The organism is Enterovibrio paralichthyis, from assembly GCF_019209835.1.
GTDB lineage: Bacteria > Pseudomonadota > Gammaproteobacteria > Enterobacterales > Vibrionaceae > Enterovibrio > Enterovibrio paralichthyis.
Genome location: NZ_JAHUTS010000028.1, coordinates 39,580 through 58,130, shown reverse-complemented (window position 1 = coordinate 58,130; position 18,551 = coordinate 39,580). Strand labels below are relative to the sequence as shown.

Below are 18,551 nucleotides of genomic sequence, written 5' to 3'. Positions count from 1 at the left end.
CTAAAGGGTTGTTGGAGACTACGACGTAGATAGGCAGGGTGTGTAAGCGCTGTGAGGCGTTGAGCTAACCTGTACTAATTGCCCGTGAGGCTTAACCATACAACACCCAAGGGGTTTTGACGGACTCAGATAGAACATTGAATGTGTAAGAACGAGAACAAATAAAACACAGCTTTCCCAGATTTAAACAAATTTGCTTGGCGACCATAGCGTTATGGACCCACCTGACTCCATGCCGAACTCAGTAGTGAAACGTAACAGCGCCGATGGTAGTGTGGGGTCTCCCCATGTGAGAGTAGGACATCGCCAGGCTTCCAATTTAAGTTAACGTTGTGAACGAACGTTAATTTGAGTGGAGCGGTAGTTCAGTTGGTTAGAATACCGGCCTGTCACGCTGGGGGTCGCGGGTTCGAGTCCCGTCCGCTCCGCCACTTATTAAAAAGCCCTGCTAGCAATAGCAGGGCTTTTTATCGTCTGTAATAAACTATCCACTATAGTGCTTCTTGGCCATTTTGATTTAAAACGTCAAGCCAACTTTCAGATAGATCCCTACCACCATAGCCAGATACATAGCAAAACCCACACTGTTTCCGACCCAGATAGTCGGATTTTTGTGGTAAAGGCCATAGATACTCCACAGAGAAGCAATCACAGCATAAAGCGTCCAAGTGACGAGTGATAATCCAGCCGCATGTTCGCTGTGCGAAAAGTAGAGCTTATAGAGTTGAGGCAATGTAGCTAGGGGACTTACAAGTCCCATTACCAGCATCAAGGGTTCTAATGCTTTTCCAACCCTATCAATCATTGTCATGTTTCACCTCATTAAAGCTCTTCTGCCGGATCCACTGTCGAATGGTTTAGACAGTAAAAGTTGAGTTATATCGCACAATTTACATATAAATAGAGACTTAACATTTGAAAATCTGAGTATTTGTACCTACAAGAGATGTATAGATTGATATGCATATAGTGATCAAGATTCATTTCCCGAAGTACAAGAGATGTAACGCTCGGTAATGCGTCTAGCCCGTTCTTACTATTAAGACGGTTTTTCTATAACATCCCAGTATTATCAAGGATATAAATATAGCTCGGAGAATCATCGGATGAATGATTTGTCAGCACTTATTCAAATGACGTTGTTATGTACTGCTATTGCCGCATTGGTCGCGGGTCCTGCAGTCGTCGCCCTGTTTGTGTTTAATAAGTACAAACAACGTAATCTCGCCGAAGAGTCATAGACTTGCTCGAATAGTGTTCGGTTGGACATCCCCTGCTCAATCAAGTCTGGCTATTTAATGAATTCCCGATAAAATAGCGACCGTAATAGGGGTGTAGCTCCAATGGCAGAGCAGCGGATTCCAAATCCGCGTGTTGGGAGTTCGAGTCTCTCCACCCCTGCCAAATTTAAGGCCTCAGCAGAAATGCTGGGGCTTTTTCGCATCTGCTGTTTTATCTCTTCGGCCTCCGTCGATCTTTCGGCAGGTCAGGCATTTCGATGCGCTTTTTCATCAATTCCCAATATCGTTTTACCTCATACGTGTTTTAGCGCGTATCATGTTAAGCACGGTTAAAAAACGGTGGCTAGCAACCATGAATCAGGCTGTTATCTTGTTTTATATTGGGGCAGGTGGAGCTATCGGCGCTTGCTCCAGATATCTTATTTCTGAGTTTTGCGTATTGTTGCTCGGGAAAGGCTTCCCTTACGGAACCTTGACGGTAAACGTTTTTGGCTCTTTTATCATGGGGATGCTGATTGCGGCATTGGAGCATGAGATGATCCCACCGGGCCCCTGGCGCCAACTCATTGGCCTTGGCTTTCTCGGTGCCTTAACCACATTTTCAACGTTTTCAATGGATAATGTTCTGTTGCTCCAACAGGGTGAGTGGCTGAAAATGGGTTTGAACATCGTGCTCAATGTCGTGGTGTGTATTTTTGTTGCCTGGGCTGGCTTCCAGTTACTGGTGCGCTCCTAGTCACAAAAGTGATGTTTGATTGCACACCTCTTGGACGCTTTCTCTATAATCGTTCGCTGATACTTGTCGGAGTGCCATTTGGCTGAGACTGCGAAAGCAGGATCCGTTGAACCTGATCAGGCTAATACCTGCGAAGGGAACAAGAGAACATTGATGTCGGCATTTTAGGAGCACTCTGTTTCTACTCAATTGCCACACCTCTTGCTCAGCAAATCCGGCAAGCATTTATTCCCATACTTATCAGGAGTAATGCTATGTCGAACCGTAAACTAGCCAGAAACGAAGCCAAAGCTTTTATCGACAACCTGTCGGTACAACCCTTCCCCAATTCCCATAAAGTCCATGTTGAAGGCTCTCGTCCGGATATCCGTGTAGGTATGCGAGAAATAGCCTTGGCCGACAGCTTTGTCGGTGGGACGAAAGAAAATCCCCAGTTTGAATCTAACGAATCCATTCGTGTCTATGACACTTCCGGTGTTTACACTGATCCAGACTTTGAAATTGATATTTATGCCGGGTTACCAAAACTGCGTGAACGTTGGATTGAAGAGCGCAGCGATACCGAACTTCTGGATGGCGTGACCTCGGAATTTGCCCAAATCCGCCTTGGTGATGAAACCCTAGATGAACTGCGTTTCGGTAACCTGCCTTCGGTGCGCAAGGCGAAAGAAGGCAAGCGTGTTACCCAGCTTCACTATGCGCGTAAGGGCATCATCACCCCGGAAATGGAATACATTGCTATCCGTGAAAACATGGGTCGCCACCAATATGTCGACGAGCAACTGAACCGCCAGCACCTGGGACAGGGTTTTGGTGCCAACCTGCCAAAAGAGATCACGCCGGAGTTCGTACGTAGGGAAGTCGCTGAAGGGCGTGCGATTATTCCTTCCAATATCAACCATCCAGAGTCTGAGCCGATGATCATCGGGCGTAACTTCCTGGTGAAGGTCAATGCCAACATCGGCAACTCATCGGTGACCTCATCCATTGAAGAGGAAACCGAAAAGCTGGTGTGGTCGACCCGGTGGGGCGCAGATACCGTGATGGATTTGTCGACTGGACGGAATATCCACGAAACCCGCGAATGGATTCTTCGCAACAGCCCGGTGCCGATTGGTACTGTTCCGATGTATCAGGCACTAGAGAAGGTTAACGGCATTGCGGAAAACCTCAATTGGGAGGTCATGCGAGACACCCTGATTGAGCAGGCTGAGCAGGGGGTGGATTACTTCACCATCCATGCCGGTGTCCTGCTGCGCTATGTACCGATGACAGCCAAGCGCGTGACCGGTATTGTCTCTCGTGGTGGCTCCATCATCGCCAAATGGTGTCTGGCGCATCACACCGAAAGTTTCCTCTATACCCACTTCCGCGAAATCTGTGAAATTTGTGCCAAGTACGACGTGGCGCTTTCTCTTGGTGACGGTTTGCGTCCGGGTTCGGTGGCTGATGCCAACGACGAAGCGCAATTTTCTGAACTGCGCACCCTTGGCGAGCTGACCAAGATTGCCTGGGAATACGATGTGCAGGTGATGATTGAAGGGCCAGGGCATGTGCCGATGCACATGATCAAAGAGAACATGGAAGAGCAACTCAAGCACTGCCATGAAGCGCCGTTCTATACCCTTGGTCCCCTCACCACTGACATAGCGCCGGGTTATGACCACATTACCTCGGGAATTGGGGCTGCCATGATTGGCTGGTATGGCTGCGCCATGCTTTGTTATGTGACACCGAAAGAGCACCTTGGCCTGCCGAACAAAGACGATGTGAAAACCGGCCTTATTACTTACAAACTTTGCGCCCATGCAGCCGATCTCGCCAAAGGCCATCCAGGTGCGCAGGTGCGGGATAATGCCCTGTCCAAGGCGCGTTTTGAATTCCGCTGGGAAGACCAGTTCAACCTCGCGCTCGATCCGGATACCGCGCGCGCTTACCACGATGAAACCTTGCCTCAGGAATCTGGCAAGGTGGCGCACTTCTGCTCTATGTGTGGCCCGAAATTCTGTTCGATGAAAATAAGTCATGAAGTGCGTGCTTATGCCAAAGACCATGGGGAGGGGATTGAGGTGCAGATACTGGAAGACCCGCTTGAAGGCATGAAGCAAAAGTCGGCGGAGTTTCTCGCCAAGGGCAGCGAACTCTACCACCAGAAAGCGTGAGGTGGCGGTATGAAACCTTCAACCGCTTTCGCGCGGATGGATGTAGGCATTGGCCCGCTCTACCCTGTGGTCGACAACCTGAACCTGCTTAAGCGCCTGCTGGCCTTCGGTGTACGAACCGTCCAGCTCAGGGTTAAAGACCCTTTGCACCCAAACCTGGATCGCATCATTAAAGATGCGGTCGAGTGCGGGCGTCTTTGTCAGGCGCAGGTATTTATCAACGATCACTGGCAAAAAGCACTGGATGCCGGTGCCTATGGTATTCACCTTGGGCAGGATGATCTACAAACCGCTGATCTTGATGCCATCGCCCGTGCCGGTGTTCGCCTTGGCGTATCCACACGCACATCAGACGAGTTGGACTTGGCGCTCGATTTGGCTCCCAGTTATCTCGCTATCGGCCACATCTTTCCCACGCCCACCAAGCAGATGCCTACGCTGCCCCAAGGGATTGCCCAACTGGAAAAGCACCTCAAAACGGTAGGCGGGCGCATTCCGACCGTGGCGATTGGCGGTATCGATTTGACCAATGCACCTGATGTATGGCGCTCCGGTGTGGATGCCATTGCCGTGGTCCGTGCTGTCAGTCAATCCTGTGATTTGGCGGCAACCCTTCAATCCTTTGAAGAGGTGCTCAGTGAGGAGGCCAGAGATGCAGCCATCGCTAGCTAGGCTTACCGATCCTGAATTTGACCGCTATAGCCGCCAGATCATGCTGGGTGATTGGGGAGAGGATGGGCAGCAGCGCCTTTCCGGTGCCAAGGTGCTGATTGTTGGCTGTGGTGGTCTTGGCACGGCGGCAGGGCTCTATCTTGCCGGTGCCGGCGTGGGACAACTTATTCTGGCCGACGACGATGTGGTCGAGCGTTCAAACCTGCCAAGGCAGGTTGCCTACCGCGAAACCGATCTTGGCAGGGGAAAAACCACGGCGCTGGCAGCACAGTTAAAAGCACTGAATAGCCATATTAAGTGCCGCGCAGTGAAAAGGCGCCTTGAGGGAACAGCATTGTCGCTCGAGGTATCGCTGGCTGACTTAGTGCTTGATTGCAGCGACAACATGGCAACGCGCCAGGCGGCCAATGCAGCCTGTGTAGAACACAAAAAGCCGTTGATTGCCGGTGCCGCCATCGGCTGGCAGGGGCAGTTGATGACCTTTGATTTCCGTCAGCCTCACCAGCCTTGCTACCACTGTTTGTTCGCTGCCGTGACCGAACCGAAAGCGCGGAACTGCCAGAGCGCAGGGGTTGCTGGGCCGGTCGTCGGCACTGTCGGCAACCTGCAGGCGCTGGAAGCCATTAAGTGCCTACTTGGCAACGAGTTGGGCGCCAGTTTTTATCAGTTTGACGCTCACACCTTGTCACTGAAAAAAATGCCGATCCCACGCGACCCTGATTGCGCTGTTTGCCGGTGCCGTACAACAACCCACAAGGAGGCATCCAGTGCAGATTTGGCTGAATGACGCTCTCTATATCCCGGTGACAGCGACAGATTTAAGCAGCTTGATAGCAGAGTTGTCGCTACCGGAACAGGCCGTTGCCATTGCGGTGGACGGCGACATCATTTCCCGCAGTCAGTGGCAGGATACGCCGCTGACTGAGGGCATTCGCGTGGCCATGTTTCAGGCCATTGCCGGAGGTTAATCATGTTAAAGATTGCTGATAAAACCTTTTCATCCCGCCTGTTTACGGGCACTGGGAAATTTTCCAGTACCCGTTTGATGGCGAACAGTATCGCGGCGAGTGGCTCAGAGCTTGTCACCATGGCGCTCAAGCGGGTTGATGTGCAAAACCCGGCAGACGATATCCTCGCACCGCTTGTGGCTTCAGGCATCAATCTGCTGCCCAACACCTCAGGAGCGAAAACTGCCAAGGAGGCCATCTTTGCTGCCCGCCTTGCCCGGGAGGCTCTGGGGACAAACTGGCTCAAACTGGAAATCCATCCTGATCCCAAATACTTGATGCCTGACCCTATCGAGACCTTGAAAGCCGCGGAAACTCTGGTTCGGGAAGGCTTTGTGGTGTTGCCTTACTGTCACGCTGATCCTGTGCTTTGCAAACACCTGGAGGAAGCAGGTTGCGCAGCGGTTATGCCGCTGGGTGCCCCGATAGGCAGCAACAAAGGGCTCGCTTCACGGGATTTTCTCGACATCATTATCAGCCAGGCCAAAGTGCCTGTGGTGGTCGATGCAGGGATTGGCGCACCGTCTCATGCGGCAGAAGCTATGGAAAAAGGAGCAGACGCTGTGTTGGTGAATACAGCCATTGCGACAGCAGCGGATCCGGTTGCCATGGGCAGGGCATTCAAAATGGCGGTGGAAGCCGGGCGTTTGGCCTATGAAGCCGGTTTGGCAGCTAAAACGGTGCAGGCAGTGGCATCCAGCCCATTGACGGCATTCCTTGATGAGCTGGCCTAATGGGAGGAAACATGGCTTTTTCTGACCATTGGCAAACGCTGGATTGGGATGATATCCGGTTGTCGATTTATGCCAAGACAGAGGTGCATGTCAGGCGCGCCCTTGCAAAACCTAAGCGCAGTCTGGAAGATTTCAAAGCGCTGATCTCACCCGCTGCAGAGCCTTTTTTGGAAGAAATGGCGCAGCAGGCGGCAGCGCTCACCCGGCGGCGCTTTGGCTACACGGTGAATTTTTATGTGCCACTTTATCTTTCCAACCTCTGCGCCAATGCCTGCACCTATTGCGGTTTTTCGATGGAAAACCGCATCAAGCGCCGCACTTTGTCCTTGGATGACATTGAGCGTGAATGCGATGCCATTAAAGCCATGAGCTTTGACAGCATCCTGCTGGTTACCGGTGAGCACCAGACCAAGGTAGGAATGGAATATTTCCGCCGCGCCGTACCTGCGATTAAGCGTCATTTCAGTTATCTGGCGATGGAAGTGCAGCCGCTGGCGCAAGCCGAATATGCTGAGCTGAAAGGTCTTGGTCTGGATGCGGTGATGGTGTATCAGGAAACCTACAACCGCAAAACCTATGCCGAGCACCACCTGCGTGGTAACAAAATGGACTTTGTTTACCGTCTGGATACCCCGGACAGGCTCGCCCGGGCGGGCATCGACAAGATAGGTATCGGTTCACTGATCGGGCTTGATGAATGGCGGACGGACAGCTTTTTTGTTGCCAGTCACCTTGATTATCTGGAACGTACCTACTGGCGTAGCCGCTACTCCATATCCTTCCCACGGCTTCGTCCTTGCGAAGGCGGCCGTTCTCAAAATCAATTGCAGCCAAAATCGGTGATGACAGACAGGCAGCTGGTGCAGCTTATCTGTGCCTACCGCTTGCTCAATCCGGAAGTGGAGTTGTCGCTCTCGACCCGCGAATCCCCGGCGTTTCGCGACAAGGTGCTGCCTCTTGGGATCACGAGTATGTCCGCCGCATCGAAAACCCAGCCTGGCGGTTATGCCGATGAGGTTCCGGAACTGGAGCAGTTTTCAGTCTCGGATGAGCGTAGTGCCAGCGAAGTCGCGCAAGCCGTGAAAGCGGCGGGGCTTGAAGTGGTGTGGAAAGATTGGGAGCAGGGATACTCCGGTCATCAGGTCTAGATGTGTTGCGTTATTGGGAAAAGTGTAAAGTTGTTGCAGGCGGAAAGGTGTTAGGATCCGGACGGTGCTTTCTTGGTATAGGCTGTTGGGGAATGCAGTAATCAAGGAAGCAAAATAATGAAAAGGATAGTTTTGTCAGTATTGGCAGCAATGACTTTAATGGGGTGTCAGGCGACCACACAAGAGAGCCCTTACGTCCCGACAGCGAAACAGAAAGCCATTGAGGCAGCACAACGTGCTTTTGCCGATCAGAAACTGGTCGATGTCACTGACGATGGTTTTATCATTTTTACTCAGGGACTGGAGCCGAAGCAGTACTGGCGTACGTCGGTGATCCGTGAAGCGGGATATGACATCGCCTGTGACAAGCTGCTGCCGTTTGTTGAGTCCGGGTTTGTTGTTCAGGTCCGGTTCAAGGGGCAGGGCGGTATTAACGATTTTTACAATGCTGAACGATGCGCATCCATGATGACGAACTAAAGAAAAAGCCCACTGTCGACAGTGGGCTTTCTTGTTTTTACAGTGCTTTGGTCGCCTGCTCCAGCCAAGCCAGATCACAGCCCTGCAGCGATGGGCTGACGTCCTGCCACACTTTCCGGTGGTAATCGTTCCACCAGGCAATTTCGCTGTCGGTCAGCAGGCTGACATCCACCAGACGGCGGTCAATCGGCGCACGGGTCAGGGATTCAAAGCCCAGCACCGTCATATCACCCTGGGTAGGGACTTCCACCACCAGTTCCAAGTTTTCGATACGGATGCCAAAGGCATCAGCACGGTAATAGCCCGGTTCGTTGGAAAGCACCATACCCGGCAGCAGCGCCACTGTGTTCGGTGCTTTGGCGATACGTTGCGGCTCTTCGTGAACACTCAGGAAGTGGCCGACGCCGTGCCCGGTGCCGTGGTCATAGTCGAAACCGTGCGCCCACAGGTGCTGGCGCGCCAGTGCATCCAGCTGGCTGCCTGCCGTGCCTTTCGGGAAACGGGCAGTGGCCAGTGCGATATGGCCTTTCAATACCAGGGTAAAGGCTTTTTTCACTTCGTCAGAGCATTCGCCAATGGCGATGGTGCGGGTGATGTCCGTGGTGCCATCAGGGTACTGACCGCCTGAGTCCACCAGATACACATTGTTCAGCTCAAGCTGACCCGGTTCAGGTTGGTTCTGGTGGTTGTAGTGACACATTGCTGCATTGCCACCGGCTGCCGAAATCGTATCAAAGCTGAGGTCAGCCAGTGTTTCGTCTTCGGCGCGGAAACTGTAGAGCTTGTCTGCCAGCAGGGCTTCATCATGCAGTTTGCCAGCAGCGACTTCTTTGTCCAGCCAGGCAAGGAAACGGCTGACAGCGACACCATCACGCACGTGGCTGGCTTTCATACCGGCAATTTCCACCGCATTTTTGGCCGCTTTCGGCAGCATGCAAGGGTCGGCAGCATGAACAATCTTCGCGCCGTGCTGCTTGAGGATTTCGCTTGCCCAGGCGTTGCTGGTTTGCGGGTCAACCATAACGGTTTTAGCGGAAAGCGCGGCCAGCTCCGACGCCAGTGCTTCCGGTGCCAATACCGACACGCCTTCGCCAACATGCGCAGCGAAGCCTTCAGGCAGGCGGGCTGGGTCGATGAAAAGGGTGACATCACCGCTGGCATTGATCAGCGCACTGGCCAGCAATACCGGCAGACGGGATACATCACCACCGCGGATATTCAGCAGCCAGCAGATGCTGTCGAGCTGGCTCAGTAGTGCCGCATCAGCGCCGGTCTTTGCAATCACCGCCCCGATCTCAGTGCGTTTTTCTGTGCTGCCTTTACCTACCAGTTCATTGCCCATCAGGCGTGCTGAGGTCAGAAGCGGTACAGGACGGTCATGCCACAGGGTATCGATTGGGTTGCGGTCGATGCTTTGCAGGATCAGTTTGCCGCTGACGGTTTTCTCTGCCGCCGCCAGCCAGTTGGCGCTGTGCAGGCGGGTATCCACCGCCACTTTGCTGCCTTGTGGCAGGGTGTCGAGTAGCCATTGCAATGCAGGCTCTTCAATCAGGTGACGGTATTCGAAAATCTCGCCCGGTACTTGCTTGCGCACCTGTACCGTGTAGCGGCCATCCACAAACACGGCGGCCTTTTCGCGGGTGATCACCGCGGCACCTGCAGAGCCGGTAAAGCCTGTCGCCCAGTGCAGGCGTTCATTGTGCTCGGGAATGTACTCACCGAGGAATTCGTCTTCGTGCGGAATGATCAGAGCGTCCATTGCCTGTTCTTCCAGCCAGCGTCGAAGCGCATCAACGCGCTCTGCAATAATGGCGTGCATGTGTCGTCCTATTTTATGTCGGTTTTTTTAGTGATCGTAACTGAGTAATAACCTATCTGTTTTCCCCAGCCGCTGCAATTTCTGTCATTTGGCGACAGCGCGAAATAATGAGCTCCCTGAGCCAGTTGTGGCCGGGGTCATTTTGCTGGCTGTGGTGCCAGAACAGGGTATAGGCCATGGGCGGCAGTGGGGTAGGCAACGGCAACACCTGCAGATCCAGTTGCTTGGCGATGGCATAGGCAAAATGGGACGGGGCGGTAAACACCAGATCGGTGTGGGTACACAGACTCGCGGCGCTGTTGAAATCCGGCACATAGATAGCGATATCCCGCTCCAGCCCTTTCTCAGCCAGCTTGTAGTCGAGCAGCCAGCGGTCGCTGCCATCACAACGCACCTGCACGTGGCGCTGCTTGAGGTAGGTGTCCAAATCCAGCGGTTTCCCCAGCATTGGGTGACCTTTGCGTACAATCACCCGCTGGTCATCCTGATGCAGCTCTTTATACACAATCCCTTTTGGCGGCATCAGGGTCAGCATGGCGTCCGCCGGGTTAAGATCTTTACCGGTAACGCCAAAATCCACTTCTCCCCGCGCCATGGCATCAAAGGTCTGTGCACTCCAGGATACGGTATCAAGGGTGATGGATGGGGCGGCATCCAGTATTTCCCCTAAAAAGCGCGGCATCAGCAGGGGATAGGCGCTCTCCACCAATGCCAGCTTGAAGCGGCGATCGCTGGTAGCAGGGTTGAACTCTTCCTGCGCGGTTAACCCTTCCACATGGCTGAGCAGGCTTTTCAGGGCAGGTTTAAGCGCCAGCGCACGGGGCGTTGGATGAAGGCCATGGGACGAGCGGTTGAACAGCGGGTCATCGAATTGTTCTCGCAGTTTGGCGAGGTTTTTACTGACCGCAGACTGGCTGAGATGCAGGCGCTGGGCGGCGCGGGTGACATTGCGCTCTTCCAGCAGGATATGTAGGCAGATCAGCAGGCTGAGGTCATAACGCAGCAGATGGCTAAGGTTCATAATTGTGGTATTCCCAATCGGAATGTCTGACCTGAATATAAACCATTTTTATTCATATCAAAATCATCCTAAACTCGCGGCAATTCATCAGGAGAACTTTATGTCTACCCCTTCTAAACCTGATAGCCGCCTGGTTGCACTTATGGTGCTGCTGGTGCTGTTTAGTCCACTGGCGATTGATATCTACCTGCCGGCGATGCCCATGATGGCGGTGGAGTATGATGTGGTGCCCACCCGTATCCAGGACACGATTTCCTGGTTTCTGGTCAGCCTTGGCCTTGGTCAGCTGGTGGCAGGTCCGCTGGCAGACCGTTTCGGCCGCCGCCCGGTCGCGATGGCGGGTATCACCATCTATGCCGTAAGCTCGGCATTTGCCTTTCTGGCGTCATCCCTGGATGCATTGCTGGTTGCCCGCCTGCTGCAGGGCGCGGGTGCGTGTGCCACTTCTGTGTGTGCCTTCGCGGCGGTGCGCGACAGCTTCGGCGGCAAACGCAGTGGCCAGATGATCAGCTACCTTAACGGTGCCATCTGTTTTATTCCTGCTCTGGCACCGCTGTTGGGCGCCTGGCTGACAGCAGAGTTTGGCTGGCGAGCAAACTTCAGTTTTATGGCGGCGTATGCGCTGGTGGCGCTGGCGTTGGTGTTTTTCCTGTTCCGCGAAACCCGCCCGGCAGATACCGACAGCAGTGGCCCGTTACTGAGCCCAGCCCGTTACTGGATGGTGCTGAAAGAGCCGGTCTTTATCTACCATGGCATGCTGTGTTTGCTGGCGATGTCGGTCATCCTGGCATACGTCACGTCTGTGCCTGTGCGCCTTATCAACGGCCTTGGTCTGTCGATGGAGCAGTTCACCTACTGGTTTGGTATCAACGCGGTATTCAATATTTTTGCCTCGATGACCACACCGAAAATCATGGACCGTATCGGCAGCCGCAAAACCCTCAACGGCGGCATGTTGTTGCTGGTAGTGGCAGGGTGTGTGATGGGGGCGCTGAGCCATATTCAGACCGCATGGGCATTTATGGTGCCGGTGATCATGTCTTCGTTCGGTTTTGCTTGGGTGCTGGGTTCGGCTGCTGGTAAAGCGCTGGAACCGTTCGGCCAGCGTGCCGGTACAGCGGCAGCCTTGCTGGGTGTATTCCAGATGAGCGGTGCTGGCGTGCTGGTCAGCATCACTCAGCGTGCGGGGCTGTCAGAAGCGCACCTACTGATGTTCCACATGCTGCTTCTAGCTCCGGGTCTGCTGTTCCTCTGGTCTGCCAAAGGCAAGCGCTGGCACGCGGCTGAGAGTCAATAATCAATTAGCCGGATCTCATAACAAGACGCGAAAAGCGCGTGGTCTCGACAACCAAAATCAGGCTTTTTTACCCGCCGGCCGAGGTCGCGCGGGTATTTTTTTGTTGCTTATTTGGCTGCATCAGTATATTTAGTGTGCGAAATTCTCAAATCTTCCCATTCTGGGGTGTCCGCCTCACTGACAGCAGCCCGAACATCCCTTCTTAACTAAAATCACAGGCAGATAAAAACTATGTCGATGTCGACGATTGAATTGGCGCGTCACTGGGAGATGCTCGAAGAGTCTCCAGAAAAAATGATGTTTGGCAAATTGCTCACCGAGCTGAGCGGCCAAAGTGAAGAGCGCGTAAAAAGCGCGGCACGTCAGGTGCCTATCAGCGCTTTGCGCGAGCTGGTTCACCAGTTCAACAAAGTGATTGAAGAGCGCAAAGGCGAGCGTGTATTGGAACTGGCGCAGGAGTTGGCAAACGACGGAATTTCCGTTGATGAGCTGCGCGAATACCTCGCGCAGCGCAACGCATAATACCTGACGTTTAAGCCTTACTTTTTCGCTGCTGGACTAAAAGGCCAGCGACGATCATCACCAGCCCAATCAAGGTGGTGGAGTGGATTTGCTCACCGATGATCCGGTTGAGCAGAATAAGCGAGATAAAGGGCGAGATAAAAATCAGGTTGCTGATTTTTGCCGTGTTGGTGGCAAGCTTTACCGCCTTCAGCCATAGCACAAAGGTAATGCCCATTTCGAACAGGCCGACATAAGTCACCGCCGCCCAGCCTTGCCAGGGGATACCATTCCAGTCACTGGTGTATAGGCTAAGGCCAATGGAAAAGGGCAGCGATAACAGAAAACCAAGCAACAGACCTATCACTGGGTCGGCTTGGTTTTTTGCATTCAGGATCCAGTATCCCGCCCATAGAAGGGTCGAAAGCAGTGCCAACCCCACACCCAGCGGGCTGTCGAACTCCAATCCCAGCAGATCGCCTTTGGTGGCAATCACCACCACACCCGCGTAGCCAAGCGCTGCGGCAATCCAGTCCTGCTTACGGATTTTCTGCCCCAGGAACAATGCGGCCATCAAGGTCAGCGTGATCGCCCAGCTGTAGTTGAGCGGCTGCGCCAAAGAAGCTGGCAGCAAATCGTAGGCTTTGAACAGCACCAGATAATAAATCAGTGGGTTAATCAGCCCCAGCATCAGGTAGTACAGCGGACGGCGTGCAAAAGTGGATGTCAGCAGGTTGAGCTTGCCCTGAAACCCCGCCACGGCAGCCAGTGAAAGCGCCGATACCACACTGGCCGCGGCCAGCATCTGGATTGGATCCATATAGGTCAGGGTGATTTTAAAAGCCGTCGCGACGGTTGACCAAAGGAGCACCGCAGCCAATCCGTAGCCTATCGCAAGGCGGTCGTTCATAGAAAAAGTCTTATAGAAGAAGGTTGGGAATCCCGCAGTCTAGAGCAATCTGTAGACAATAGAAAAGCTGGACATTTATCCAGTGTCTTATTAGCCTTCGTTACAATAAGTGCGTTGAAACAAAAAGGTAAACGGCATGCAGATTGAAGCGCTGTTTTCAGATTCTCTGGTATGGATAGCGGCAGGTGCCGGGGCGGGGATCACCGCGGTGTTGGGGCTGGTCTATCATCGTATGGCGCAGCATAGTCTGCGCGCTTTGATGCAGCATCAACACGACAGTGATGAAAGGCTGAGCCAGGCTGAAATCCAACGTCTGCAGCAGCACAACCAGACCCTGCAGGACGAGCTGGATGGTATGGACATCGAGCGTGACCGCCTCAGTGCGGAGCTTCGTACCCAATACGGCAAGCTTTCCGCTGCGGCAGAAAAGCTGCGCCAGATGGAAGCCCTGAGAATCGAAAAAGAACAACTAACCGACACGATCGACAACCTGCGTGATACCAAAGCCGCGCTTGAACTGACCCTGCGCGAGCAACAAACCCGCACTGAAGAGCAACTGGAAGCGGCGGAAGAAAAAATCCGTCTGCTGGAAGGGGCGGAAGAGCGTCTTCGGGTGCAGTTTGAATCCCTCGCCAACAAAGTCTTCGACCACAAAACCCGCACCGTGGATGAGCAAAACCGCCAGAGCCTGGAATCCCTGCTGGGGCCGCTTAAAACCCAGCTGGAAGGGTTTCGCAAGCAGGTTACTGACAGCTTTGGTGAGCAGGCCAAAGAGCGTCACACCCTGGTGCATGAAATTAAAAACCTGCAACGCCTGAACGAGGCCATGACCCGCGAAGCGGTTAACCTGACTCAGGCGCTGAAAGGCGACAACAAGCAGCAGGGGAACTGGGGGGAAGTGGTGCTTGCCCGCGTGCTGGAAGAGTCCGGCCTGCGTGAAGGCTATGAGTACGAAACCCAAGTCAGTCTGGAAAACGAACACGGCAAGCGCTACCAGCCGGATGTGATTGTGCGCCTGCCACAGGGCAAGGATGTGGTGATTGATGCCAAAATGGCACTGGTGGCTTACGAGCGCTACTTCCACGCCGAAACCCTGACAGATAAAGACAGCGCGCTGCGTGAACACGTGGCGGCTATCCGTGGACATATCCGCGGGCTGGGACGTAAGGATTACCATCAGCTGCATGGCATCCAGAGTTTGGACTACGTGCTGATGTTTATTCCGGTCGAGCCAGCGTTCCAGATTGCGATTGAAGCCGAGCCGTCACTTATCCGTGAAGCACTCGATCACAACATCATGTTGGTGAGCCCGACCACGCTGCTGGTGGCGCTTCGCACCATCAACAACCTGTGGCGCTACGAGCACCAGAACCAAAATGCCCGCCTGATTGCGGACAAAGCGGGCAAGCTGTATGACAAAATCCGCCTGTTTGTCGCCGACATGGAAGCTATGGGTATTGCGCTGGATAAAGCCAGCGACAGCTACCAGAGCGCGGTGAACAAGCTGTCGAGCGGGCGTGGAAACATTCTGCGTCAGGCGGAAAGTTTTAAATCGCTTGGGGTGGAAGTGAAGCGGGATATCAGCCCGTCAATGCTCGCGAAAGATTCTTCAGACGAGGAAGATGACGTGGTGAGTTTGCCCGCTTCACACTCATAGCCCATGGCTGGGTCGCGCTTCTTGTGGTTGTTTGAGTATGTAAAGTACACTAAGCGACAATATTATCGGGGCTTTTTCTTTTTCCGCCCGGTGTGACTCAGGGGTTAAAAATGACAGATATGACACAGGGCGTAGCTCAGGACGCGGATCAAAACACCACCCACTTTGGTTTCAGAACCGTCAACAAAGACGAGAAAGTGGGCATGGTTGCCAACGTCTTCCACAGTGTGGCAGCAAAATACGACATCATGAATGATGTGATGTCCATGGGTATTCACCGTATCTGGAAACGCTTCACCATTGATTGCAGTGGCGTGCGCCCGGGACATCGTGTGCTGGATCTGGCGGGCGGTACCGGCGACCTGACCGCGAAATTCTCCCGCATCGTTGGCGAGAAAGGTCAGGTGGTACTGGCGGATATCAACAACTCCATGCTCAATGTTGGCCGTGACAAGCTGCGCGATCTGGGCATTGTCGGCAACGTGAACTATGTTCAGGCCAACGCGGAAGAGCTGCCATTCCCGGACAACTATTTCGATTGCATCACCATCGGTTTTGGCCTGCGCAACGTCACGGACAAAGACAAAGCGCTGCGCTCCATGTACCGCGTGCTGAAGCCGGGCGGTCGTTTGCTGGTGCTGGAATTTTCCAAGCCTGTCGTAGAGCCTCTGTCGAAAGTCTACGATGCCTACTCGTTCCACCTGCTGCCGAAAATGGGCGAAATTATTGCCAACGACGCAGAAAGCTACCGCTATCTCGCCGAATCTATCCGCATGCATCCGGATCAGGACACCCTGAAAGGCATGATGGAAACAGCAGGTTTTGAACAAACCAAGTACTTCAACCTTACCGGCGGTATCGTTGCACTACACCGTGGCTATAAGTTCTAAGGGGTAGATGATGCCATTGGATCCGTTAGTCACCGCCGTTGTAGAAACCAGCCTCAACACCCTGCTTAAGCAGGACAGTGAGAGCCAGCGCCGTCTGGCTCGCCTGAAAGGCAAGGTGCTGCGTGTGCGCCTGACCGACATCAACAAGCAGTTGGTGTTTGTGTTCAGCCAGCAGATTGATGTGCTGGCGGCCTTTGAAGGGGATGCAGACTGCGAATTGGCGCTCGCCATTTCTGTCGCGCCACAGCTGAAAGACAAAGCCAACCTCACCAGCCTGATCAAGCAGGACAAGCTGCACCTAGAGGGCGATATCGACGTTGCTCAGCAGTTTTCCAATCTTCTGAATGGCCTTAACCCGGACATTGCCGAGTGGCTGTCCCATTACACCGGTGATGTGGTCGCCCATACGTTGGTGCGCGGTGCGCAGCAGGGGCTGGCGTTTATCAAACAGGTGACCGAGCGCAATCAGCGCTATGTCGGTGAACTGGTGGTGGAAGAGTGGCGACTGGCGCCGGGTGCGCTGGAAGTGGCCTACTTTGCCGACCAGGTTGATGAAGTGCAAAGCCAGGCATCACGCCTGCAGGCCCGCATCGACGCTTTTGAGAAAACGCTGGCGACCCTTGAGGTGGAACGCGCATGACCCCGAGCGAAATCCGCCGCCTGTATAAAATCACCAAGGTTCAGCTCAGTTATGGTCTGGATGAACTCCTGCCTGATCAACCCATTACCCGCGGCCCGCAACTGATGCGCAAGATGCTGTTCTGGATGAAAAACCAGCACAGCGACAAACCGCTTGGCCAGCGACTGCGTCTGGCGTTGCAGGAACTGGGGCCTGTGTGGATCAAGTTCGGCCAGATGATGTCGACCCGCCGTGACCTTTTCCCACCTGCGATTGCTGACCAACTGGCGCTGTTGCAGGATCAGGTCGAGCCGTTTGACGGCAAGCTTGCCAAAGCGCAGATGGAAAAAGCCCTCGGTGGGCCGCTGGAAAACTGGTTTGATGATTTCAGCGAAACCCCACTGGCTTCCGCATCGATTGCCCAGGTGCACACGGCCACGTTGAGAGAAAACGGCCGCGAAGTGGTGCTCAAGGTGATCCGCCCTGACATCCTTCCTGTGATTCAGGCTGACATCAAACTCATGTACCGCATGGCGCGTATCGTGGCGCGTTTCCTGCCAGAGGCACGCCGCCTCAAGCCGGTGGAAGTGGTGCGTGAGTACGAAAAGACCCTGCTCGATGAACTCGATTTAATGCGTGAAGCGGCCAATGCCATCCAGCTTCGCCGCAACTTTGAAAACGACCATATCCTGTATGTGCCGGAAGTATTCAGCGATTACTGCCGCCAGACTTTGATGGTTTCTGAGCGTATCTATGGAATACAGGTATCCGATATCGAAGGGCTGAAAGCCAACGGCACCAACTTGAAGCTTTTGGCTGAGCGCGGTGTACAGGTGTTCTTCACCCAGGTATTCCGCGACAGTTTCTTCCACGCCGACATGCATCCGGGCAATGTGTTTGTCTCTTATGACCACCCGGAAGATCCGCAGTGGATTGGCCTTGATTGTGGCATCGTCGGTACATTAAACCGCGAAGACAAACGCTATTTGGCAGAAAACTTCCTGGCGTTTTTCAACCGCGATTACCGTAAGGTGGCAGAGCTGCATGTGGACTCAGGCTGGGTTCCCCATGACACCAATGTCGATGAATTCGAATTTGCTATCCGTACCGTATGCGAGCCGATTTTTGAAAAGCCGCTGTGCGAAATTTCCTTTGGTCATGTGCTGCTGAACCTGTTCAACACAGCGCGCCGCTTCAATATGGAAGTGCAGCCACAACTGGTGCTGCTGCAAAAGACCCTGCTTTATGTGGAAGGCCTGGGGCGTCAGCTTTATCCGCAACTGGATTTATGGGATACCGCCAAGCCATTTCTGGAAGACTGGATGTCACGTCAGGTAGGCCCAAAAGCGGTTATTAACGCCATTAAAGAAAAGGCACCGTTCTGGGCAGAAAAACTGCCGGAACTGCCAGAACTGGTTTACGACAGCCTGCGTCAGGGACGTCAGGTCAACCAGCGTATGGACAGGATGTATCACGAATTTATGCAAGCGCGCCGGCAACATAACCGTGCCCGCTTTCTGTTGGGGGTTGGCGCCACGCTGATGGTGACTTCTGCCATACTCTACAGTAACCAGATAGAACTGTTGTCACAGATCACCGGCGCAACCGCATTGTTTAGCTGGTTATTTGCCTGGCGCGCATTTAATAAGTGAGTTTT

General features: G+C 53.7%; 19 protein-coding genes, 2 tRNA genes, 2 rRNA genes and 1 riboswitch. Of the genes, 19 read left to right on the top strand and 4 right to left on the bottom strand.

The window, feature by feature from the left end; translation table 11 throughout:
- The 3 genes from KU854_RS21595 to KU854_RS21585 all read left to right on the top strand — a co-directional run.
- A 23S ribosomal RNA gene (locus KU854_RS21595) occupies nucleotides 1-99 on the top strand; the annotation flags it as partial.
- A 97-nt stretch (nucleotides 100-196) separates the two neighbouring features.
- A 5S ribosomal RNA gene (rrf, locus tag KU854_RS21590) occupies nucleotides 197-312 on the top strand.
- Between the two features lie 42 nt (nucleotides 313-354).
- Nucleotides 355-431, top strand: a tRNA-Asp gene (locus tag KU854_RS21585).
- Between the two features lie 86 nt (nucleotides 432-517).
- On the opposite strand, the gene KU854_RS21580 is transcribed toward KU854_RS21585, so the two are convergent.
- Nucleotides 518-811: a SemiSWEET transporter gene (locus KU854_RS21580; protein WP_218360389.1), complete on the bottom strand. Its 294-nt coding sequence runs from the start codon at nucleotides 809-811 to the stop codon at nucleotides 518-520.
- 295 nt (nucleotides 812-1,106) lie between these two features.
- Here KU854_RS21580 and KU854_RS24950 point away from each other — a divergent pair, with 295 nt between their 5' ends.
- The 10 genes from KU854_RS24950 (at nucleotide 1,107) to KU854_RS21535 (ending at nucleotide 8,180) form a co-directional block, all read left to right on the top strand.
- Complete coding sequence (locus KU854_RS24950) at nucleotides 1,107-1,241, top strand: hypothetical protein (RefSeq protein WP_255555679.1); 135 nt, start codon at nucleotides 1,107-1,109, stop codon at nucleotides 1,239-1,241.
- A gap of 87 nt (nucleotides 1,242-1,328) precedes the next feature.
- Nucleotides 1,329-1,404: transfer RNA gene (locus KU854_RS21575), tRNA-Trp, on the top strand.
- A gap of 189 nt (nucleotides 1,405-1,593) precedes the next feature.
- Nucleotides 1,594-1,977, top strand: a complete 384-nt coding sequence (crcB, locus tag KU854_RS21570; protein WP_218360388.1) for a fluoride efflux transporter CrcB — start codon at nucleotides 1,594-1,596, stop codon at nucleotides 1,975-1,977.
- 57 nt (nucleotides 1,978-2,034) lie between these two features.
- A riboswitch (TPP riboswitch) is annotated at nucleotides 2,035-2,133 on the top strand.
- 98 nt (nucleotides 2,134-2,231) lie between these two features.
- Nucleotides 2,232-4,139 carry a phosphomethylpyrimidine synthase ThiC gene (gene thiC, locus KU854_RS21565; protein WP_255555678.1) on the top strand — a complete coding sequence of 636 codons (1,908 nt, stop codon included), beginning with the start codon at nucleotides 2,232-2,234 and terminating at the stop codon, nucleotides 4,137-4,139.
- Between the two features lie 9 nt (nucleotides 4,140-4,148).
- Nucleotides 4,149-4,811 (top strand): thiamine phosphate synthase, encoded by a 663-nt coding sequence (gene thiE, locus KU854_RS21560; protein WP_218360387.1) that lies wholly within the window; start codon nucleotides 4,149-4,151, stop codon nucleotides 4,809-4,811.
- A complete protein-coding gene (locus KU854_RS21555) occupies nucleotides 4,792-5,598 on the top strand; it encodes a HesA/MoeB/ThiF family protein (RefSeq protein WP_218360386.1) in 807 nt (268 codons plus the stop codon). Before thiE ends, KU854_RS21555 begins: the two co-directional genes overlap by 20 nt.
- Entirely contained in the window at nucleotides 5,579-5,779 is a 201-nt protein-coding gene (gene thiS / locus KU854_RS21550) for a sulfur carrier protein ThiS (protein WP_218360385.1), read from the top strand. Before KU854_RS21555 ends, thiS begins: the two co-directional genes overlap by 20 nt.
- A 2-nt stretch (nucleotides 5,780-5,781) precedes the next feature.
- Nucleotides 5,782-6,552 carry a thiazole synthase gene (locus KU854_RS21545; protein WP_218360384.1) on the top strand — a complete coding sequence of 257 codons (771 nt, stop codon included), beginning with the start codon at nucleotides 5,782-5,784 and terminating at the stop codon, nucleotides 6,550-6,552.
- Between the two features lie 11 nt (nucleotides 6,553-6,563).
- Nucleotides 6,564-7,700, top strand: a complete 1,137-nt coding sequence (thiH, locus tag KU854_RS21540; RefSeq protein ID WP_218360383.1) for a 2-iminoacetate synthase ThiH — start codon at nucleotides 6,564-6,566, stop codon at nucleotides 7,698-7,700.
- Between the two features lie 117 nt (nucleotides 7,701-7,817).
- On the top strand, nucleotides 7,818-8,180 hold the full coding sequence (locus KU854_RS21535) for a hypothetical protein (RefSeq protein ID WP_218360382.1): 363 nt from the start codon (nucleotides 7,818-7,820) through the stop codon (nucleotides 8,178-8,180).
- 37 nt (nucleotides 8,181-8,217) lie between these two features.
- On the opposite strand, the gene KU854_RS21530 is transcribed toward KU854_RS21535, so the two are convergent.
- On the bottom strand, nucleotides 8,218-9,999 hold the full coding sequence (locus KU854_RS21530) for an aminopeptidase P family protein (RefSeq protein WP_218360381.1): 1,782 nt from the start codon (nucleotides 9,997-9,999) through the stop codon (nucleotides 8,218-8,220).
- Nucleotides 10,000-10,051: 52 nt separating this feature from the next.
- Complete coding sequence (locus tag KU854_RS21525; RefSeq protein WP_054780081.1) at nucleotides 10,052-11,020, bottom strand: LysR substrate-binding domain-containing protein; 969 nt, start codon at nucleotides 11,018-11,020, stop codon at nucleotides 10,052-10,054.
- Between the two features lie 100 nt (nucleotides 11,021-11,120).
- Between KU854_RS21525 and KU854_RS21520 the strand changes: the two genes are divergently transcribed.
- Entirely contained in the window at nucleotides 11,121-12,317 is a 1,197-nt protein-coding gene (locus KU854_RS21520; RefSeq protein WP_218360380.1) for a multidrug effflux MFS transporter, read from the top strand.
- Between the two features lie 231 nt (nucleotides 12,318-12,548).
- Nucleotides 12,549-12,839, top strand: coding sequence for an H-NS-like global regulator TsrA (tsrA, locus tag KU854_RS21515; RefSeq protein WP_054780080.1), 291 nt, complete (start codon nucleotides 12,549-12,551; stop codon nucleotides 12,837-12,839).
- A 10-nt stretch (nucleotides 12,840-12,849) separates the two neighbouring features.
- On the opposite strand, the gene KU854_RS21510 is transcribed toward tsrA, so the two are convergent.
- On the bottom strand, nucleotides 12,850-13,728 hold the full coding sequence (locus tag KU854_RS21510) for a DMT family transporter (protein ID WP_218360379.1): 879 nt from the start codon (nucleotides 13,726-13,728) through the stop codon (nucleotides 12,850-12,852).
- A 136-nt stretch (nucleotides 13,729-13,864) separates the two neighbouring features.
- Here KU854_RS21510 and rmuC point away from each other — a divergent pair, with 136 nt between their 5' ends.
- From rmuC to ubiB, 4 genes are all read left to right on the top strand, one after another.
- A complete protein-coding gene (gene rmuC, locus KU854_RS21505; protein ID WP_218360378.1) occupies nucleotides 13,865-15,385 on the top strand; it encodes a DNA recombination protein RmuC in 1,521 nt (506 codons plus the stop codon).
- Between the two features lie 110 nt (nucleotides 15,386-15,495).
- Nucleotides 15,496-16,275 (top strand): bifunctional demethylmenaquinone methyltransferase/2-methoxy-6-polyprenyl-1,4-benzoquinol methylase UbiE, encoded by a 780-nt coding sequence (gene ubiE, locus KU854_RS21500; protein ID WP_218360377.1) that lies wholly within the window; start codon nucleotides 15,496-15,498, stop codon nucleotides 16,273-16,275.
- Nucleotides 16,276-16,285: 10 nt separating this feature from the next.
- The gene (locus tag KU854_RS21495; protein ID WP_218360376.1) at nucleotides 16,286-16,915 is read left to right on the top strand and encodes a ubiquinone biosynthesis accessory factor UbiJ; all 630 of its coding nucleotides are present in this window, start codon (nucleotides 16,286-16,288) and stop codon (nucleotides 16,913-16,915) included.
- The gene (gene ubiB / locus KU854_RS21490) at nucleotides 16,912-18,546 is read left to right on the top strand and encodes a ubiquinone biosynthesis regulatory protein kinase UbiB (RefSeq protein WP_218360375.1); all 1,635 of its coding nucleotides are present in this window, start codon (nucleotides 16,912-16,914) and stop codon (nucleotides 18,544-18,546) included. The genes KU854_RS21495 and ubiB overlap by 4 nt, the downstream gene beginning before the upstream one ends.
- The last annotated feature ends 5 nt before the right edge of the window (nucleotides 18,547-18,551 follow it).